Consider the following 6,368-nt stretch of genomic DNA (forward strand, 5'->3'; position numbering starts at 1 on the left):
AAACGGAGCAATAACCTTTTTATAGAATACATACAGTAAAACAGCCGCAAAAAGATACTTGATGATAGGTAAAAACGGTACTACATAAAGCTCAAAAAACGACTGCACCTTACTGGCCGGCGTTTGTTTATCTTGGCGCTGGAACTCAAAGTTACTAACAGTAACCTCGTCGCCTCTGTTTTGGTCAAAACCGATGGACTGGCGAATGAGAGCGTCTATGCGCGCTAGTTGCTCTTTATCAAGCGGTACATAGGCTATTTCACTGGTCGGGCTTCCCTTTTCGTCTTTTTTATTTTCATATTTTCCATCCACGACTACAGCGGCGCTTAGGCGGTTTATCTTAGCAAACTGATCTTTTACGCGCTCGACTTTTTTTGAGATCTCATAGTTTGTCGTGGATGAGCTTTTAGAGTATAACTCTTTCATTTTACCGTCTTGAAGACCTTCAACCGGACCGATATTACTCACGGCTCCAGGTACGCCTTGCACTTCGGCTTCTTTGCTGCCTTGGCGTTTTTCTTCGACGTTTTGTTCGCTTCTAGCTACAGAGTTTGGATCAAAGGTCTCGCTTTGGCTATCTTTTCTAGCAAAGTCAAAGTCTATGGTGACTTTTGCTACGACCTTATCCGATCCACCCACGATAGGCGATAGGACGTTTATGATTTTTTCTTCTAGATTGTGCTCTGCGTCGCGTTTGTAGCGGATTTGTTGCGTGATCTGATCGCTATCGTATTCGCCGTCCTCCTCGCCTAGCGGTACTCCGTCCTGGCTCACGATTTTTACTTGCTCTGGTTTTAAATTTGCCACCGCGGCGGCGACTAAATTTTTAATGCCCGTGATTTGTTTTAAATTTAAGCTCTGTCCGTCTTTTAAATTTAACACGATAGAGGCGCTTGGCGGCGTGGCTCGCTCGGTAAAAATCGTTTCTTTGGGTATCGCGATACGCACGATGGCTTTATTTATCGGCGCTAGACTTTCTATCGTGCGAGCCAGCTCGCCCTCGAGAGCACGCTGAAATTTAACCTTTTGCTCGGCATCCGTCGCACCGAATTCTTGCTTATCGAAAATCTCAAATCCGACCTTGCCGTCTTTTAAAATCCCAAGCGACGCGATCGAGATCCTCTCGCGGTAAACGTCCGAGTTTGGCACCAAAATCGTGCCCTCATTTAAAATTTTGTACTTTACCTTATCTTTTTCAAGCTGTTGAATAATTAGCGCGGAGTCTGCAGCAGATGTATCTTCAAAAAGTACGCTGTAACCGTCGTAGCCTTCATTTGAGCTTTTATAAATACTCAAAAACACTAAAAAACCGACCACGAGCACGACCGAGCCCGCAGCGACTAGGCGCTGTCTTAACGAGAGGTTGTGATAGACCTGTCCGATTTGTTGAATTGCGGTTTTAAAATCCATTTACTTTAAATTTCCCTCGATTTGTTCTAAAACTACGTCGTTTTGATTTGGTTGCCCGATCGTTATGCGAATCGCGTTTAATCCGTAGCCTTTTAGGTCACGTAAAATTATACCTTTTTTTAATAGTTTTTGAGCAAGCTCGCTCGCGTTTTGACGCTTAAACTCAAAAACGATAAAATTCGTAAAGCTCGGCAGACGCTTTATGCCGTGAAGGTCGGCAAATTTTTCATACTTTTTCATCTCTTTAAAATTCGTATCAAGCGTCATTTTTACGAATTCTTCGTCTTTTAGCGCCTCGATAGCAGCTTTTAAACTAAGCGTCGTTATATTAAACGGTGCTCTTAGTTTACCTAGCTCGTTCATCACGCTTTGCTCGCCGATGCCGTATCCTACGCGCATACCGCCGAGACCGTAAGCCTTAGAAAACGTGCCCAGATATATCGCGTTTGGAAATTTAGCTATGAGCTCGCGCGGTTTTATCTCTTTTTTCGCGTCTTTAAATTTAGCAAACTCCTGATACGCACCGTCGATAACCACAAGCGTATCGGTGTCAATCTGTTCTAAAAATTTATAAATTTCCTCGGCGTCTAAGCAGCCTCCGAGAGGGTTATTCGGTACGCATAAAAATATCACGCCGATCTTGTCTTTGTTTGCCTTGTAAATTTGCAAAAACTCGCCTAGATCATGCTCTTTGCTCTTTGTTTTAAAGACCTTCGCGCCCGTTGCTTTAGCGTAAATTTCATACATAGCAAATGTTATGCCCGCGGTTAAAATTCCCTTGTTCGCGTTTGCCTTTGCGTGCACGGCAAATTCTATTATCTGATCGCTTCCAGAGCCTATGACGATAGATTTTTCGCCGACGCCGAATTTGCTCGCTAGCGCTGCCTTTAGCTCGAAGTAGCTGTCGTCGGGATAAAGATGCATTTTATTTACTATCTCGCCGACTGCTTTTACTACCGCGGGGCTCGTGCCGTACGGGTTTTCGTTACTGGCTAGCTTGATGACGTCTTTCGCGTCGATGCCGTATTCGCGCACGACTAGCTCGATAGGTTTGCCCGCCTCGTAGCTTACTAAATTTGCCAAATTTTCGTTAAATTTCATCTCATTCCTCCCACGCGACGTAGCTTCCTAGCCACGCGATTTCGTGACCGTAGCTTATCGCTTTTTGTATCGCTTTTTGGACGTTGTCGTCGTCGATGTGCCCCTCGAAATCTATATAAAAATTCGCCTTAAATTCGCGCTGTTTTATCGGGCGACTCTCTAGTTTGGTTATATTTATACCCTCGTCTCTAAATGCCAAAAGTAGCTCCACTAGCCCGCCCGGACGGTGCTCGGTCTTTGCTAAGATAGACGTTTTATTTCTTTGCGCGCGCTCGTTTTTAAAATCGCTTAATATAAAAAATCTCGTACGGTTTGCGGCGTTGTCCTCGATCGTCTCAAACAAGATCGGCACGCCGTAAAGCTTGGCTGCGATCTTAGAGCAGATGGCGGCCGAATTTGGCTCGCTGCTAGCTAGCTGCGCGGCCTGTGCGGTCGATTTTGCCGGGATAAACTCGACTGATGAAAGCATGTGATCGTCTAAAAATTTGCGGCACTGATTGTAGCCTTGCGGGTGCGAGTAGATGCGTTTGATATCCTTTAAATTTTCGCACTTGCTCGCAAAAATATGATGAATATCCATGTAAATTTCAGCCACGACCTTGACGCTATCAAACCGCCCGAGGCAGTCCAGCGTCGCGCCTACCGCGCCTTCTGTATTATTTTCTATCGGCACGACGCCGTATTTGGCCTCTTTGTGCTTTAGTTTGGTAAAAACCGCCTCGATGCTAGCTAGCGGCAGATATGCGCTCATCGCGCCAAATCGACTCTCCGCGGCTTGGTGCGTGTAGGTGCCCTCAGGCCCTAGATAGGCGACTTTTTCCGGCATCTCGAGGTTTCTACTGACGGCGAAAATCTCAAGATAAATCGCCTCAATCGCAGCCTTGTTTAAAAAGGCGGAGTCTTGCCCCTCTAGGCGGTTTAGGATCGCTCTTTCGCGCTCGGGGCGGTAGATCGCGCTGCCGCTGGTTTGCTTTAGCTCGCCGATCTTTCGCACGAAATTCATGCGTTCATTTAGGCGCTTTAGCACCTCGTCGTCGATCTTATCTATCTCGCTTCTGAGGTCGTTTATGTTTTGCATTTTCGCTCCCTAGCCTAAAAATTCTTGCTCCAGCGCCACGATATCCTCAAAACTCTCGCGGCGTCTTATCAAAAAGTCCTCGCCGCCCTTTACCGCAACCTCCGCGACGCGTCCGCGAGTGTTGTAGTTGCTACTCATCGCAAAGCCGTATGCGCCGGCTGATTTGATAACGACGAGATCGCCTGGGTTTAACGGCGGTAAATTTCGGTCTTTTGCGAGGAAATCTCCGCTCTCGCAGATCGGCCCAACCACGTCGCAAGGGCTAAATTTTAGCTTGCGAAGCTGCTCGGTCTTGCACTCGCAAAGAGTCTTGCCGCCGCTAATAGCGAAAATTTTATGCCTAGCCTGGTAAAGGCTCGGTCGGATAAGGTCGTTCATCGCACCGTCCACGATCACAAAGCGCTTGTTTTTATTAAATTTCTCGTAAAGCACGCTAGTTAGAAAATATCCCGCGTTGCCGACGATAAAGCGTCCAGGCTCGCAGACTACCGTGACGTCCAGGCCGCTTAAATTTGCTAAAATGCCCTGTGCGTATTCGTATAGATCAGGCTCGCTCTCGTCGCCGTAAACGATACCTATGCCGCCGCCGACGTCAAAAAATTTGATGTCGATTTGCGCCGCTTTTAGCTCGCGAGTCAAATTTGCCACGATCTTTGCCGCTTCGATAACAGGCTTTATGTCGGTTATCTGCGAGCCGATGTGGCTGTGGATACCGACCGGTTCTAGATGCGGCGAATTTTTGGCGTGTAGATACATTTTTTTCGCCGTTTGAAGATCTACGCCGAATTTATTTTCGTTTAGTCCGGTCGAGATATAGGGGTGAGTCTTAGCGTCGATGTCTGGATTTACGCGGATGCTGATGCGAGCGGGCTTGCCCAGCTGCTTTGCGATATCCTCCAAGCGGTTCATCTCGGCTTCGCTTTCTAAATTTATCATCAAGATTTCATTTTCCAGCGCAAATTTAAGCTCGTCGTCGCGCTTACCCACGCCGCTTAGGATTATCTGATAGCTTTTAGCTCCCGCTAGCAGCGCGCGCCTAACTTCGCCCACGCTCACGCAGTCAAACCCGGCTCCAAGCCCGGCTAAAAATTTCAAAACGCTTAAATTTGAGTTTGCCTTAACGGCGTAGCATACGAGAGATTTTCTAGCGTGAAACGCGTTTTTAAGCGCTTCGTAGCGGTGCGCCATGTAGTCAAAATCGTAAACGTAAAGAGGGGTGCCGTATTTTTGCGCTAAATTCGTAAAATCCATAACCGACCTTGTTTAAAAATAGTTAGATTTTACAGAAATTTTGCCTAAATCTCTCTTAACGACTCCCAAAACGCAGATAAAAAGCGTATGCGCCGAGTAAAATAATCGGTAAAAGCACACCGACCTCTGGCGAGACGACGCCGTTTCTAGCAAACCTCATCATAACAAAAAGCACGCCCCAAACGCAAAGCGAGGCGATCGTGAAGATAAAGCTTTTTAAGGCGAGATTAAAAAATCGTCCGGTAACCGGCAAAAAATAGTAAATAATGAGTACCATAAACGGCGCAAAAAAAGGCGCAAATGCGAGGTTATAAAGCGTAGTTTTGGTCGAATTTAGCCCGATGCCCTCGTCTTTAAACGCCAAAATATAATCCACGGCATCCGGGATCGTGATCGCCGAGCTCTCCGCTGACGCGCTTTCTATCGTCTTTGGCTTAAAATTTTCAAGCGTTTTTAGCTCGCTTGGCGTTTTGATATCGAGTCCCTTTTCGCCAAGCTTGATATTTTGCGGCAAATTTACGATTTTAGCGTTCTTTAAAAGCCACGCGTCATCCACAAACTTCCCGCTTTCGCCGAAGGTCGCGCTGCGCAGATTGCTGCCGTTTATATCAAATATCCGCACATCTTTAGCCTCGCCGCTAATAGGATTTAGGCTATCCACATAGACAAATTTGCCTTCGAATTTTAAGAAAATATCCGAGCTCGTGCGTGATAAATTCGAGAGTTTCACGATATTTCGCCCGTACTCGTAAGCGTAGGCAAAAGGCGTGAAATTTAGTCCAACGTAAATAAACGTAATGACAAGCGCGATGTAAAAAGGCGGTTTTATCAGGCGATTTTTATCGATACCCAGCGCGTAAAAGCTCACAAGCTCGTTGCTGCGAATCATGCTAAATTTGCTAGTTATCAGCGCAAAAATGAGCGCAAGCGGTAAGACGTAGTTTACCGCCGTAAGCGAAGTTAGGCCAAAATAAAGCAGCTTTAGGTTCGCGCTTGCGGGCATATCTTTTAAGTTGGTTAGGATGTCGATGCCGACGTAAAAAAGCGTGAGCGCGATGAATAAAATCATGAAATATTTAAAATAAAGCCAGCCGACGTAACGCGCGTAAAGATTCATTTATGGCCTTTTAAATCAAATTTTGCGTACGCGGGGCGGCGGACAAGAGCGACGCTCTCAAAAGTATCAAATCTAAACAGCTCTGTTTTTTGAGTGAAATTTAATAAATACAAGACTCTAGACAAAAGACAAGCCTGCGAAAAAACAGCATTTTGCGTAAATTTTATAAATTTGCTAGTAAAATTTTTAAGTAAATTTATAAAATTTGTAGCAAAGAAAATTTGGCGCACGGTTTTAAATTTTGGCTTTAAATTTAATAGATTTTTCAGCGCTTTAAAAAGCTCCAAAATTTGACGAAATACAAAAGCCTTAAATGCTAAATTTAACCCTCTCACAAAATACCTTTTTTGGTTGAGAATTTTTGCGAAACGGCGTCGATGTCGGTTTTTATTAGCTCATTTAGCGCGTTTT

5 protein-coding genes are annotated in these 6,368 nt (G+C 45.5%); all 5 read right to left on the reverse strand.

The features are described from left to right. The coding region (gene fliF, locus Q0200_RS09685; RefSeq protein ID WP_297940739.1) for a flagellar basal-body MS-ring/collar protein FliF at positions 1–1,410 on the reverse strand (1,410 nt) is incomplete at its 3' end. Further along, positions 1,411–2,511 (reverse strand): histidinol-phosphate transaminase, encoded by a 1,101-nt coding sequence (gene hisC, locus Q0200_RS09690; protein WP_297940741.1) that lies wholly within the window; start codon positions 2,509–2,511, stop codon positions 1,411–1,413. Between the two features lies 1 nt (position 2,512). Continuing rightward, complete coding sequence (gene pheA, locus Q0200_RS09695; RefSeq protein ID WP_297940743.1) at positions 2,513–3,589, reverse strand: prephenate dehydratase; 1,077 nt, start codon at positions 3,587–3,589, stop codon at positions 2,513–2,515. A gap of 9 nt (positions 3,590–3,598) precedes the next feature. Continuing rightward, a complete protein-coding gene (gene lysA, locus Q0200_RS09700) occupies positions 3,599–4,840 on the reverse strand; it encodes a diaminopimelate decarboxylase (protein WP_297940745.1) in 1,242 nt (413 codons plus the stop codon). Between the two features lie 55 nt (positions 4,841–4,895). Further along, the gene (locus Q0200_RS09705) at positions 4,896–5,957 is read right to left on the reverse strand and encodes an LptF/LptG family permease (protein ID WP_297940747.1); all 1,062 of its coding nucleotides are present in this window, start codon (positions 5,955–5,957) and stop codon (positions 4,896–4,898) included. Positions 5,958–6,368: the final 411 nt, after the last annotated feature.

Origin of the sequence: uncultured Campylobacter sp., assembly GCF_938045225.1 — a bacterium.
Classification (GTDB): domain Bacteria; phylum Campylobacterota; class Campylobacteria; order Campylobacterales; family Campylobacteraceae; genus Campylobacter_A.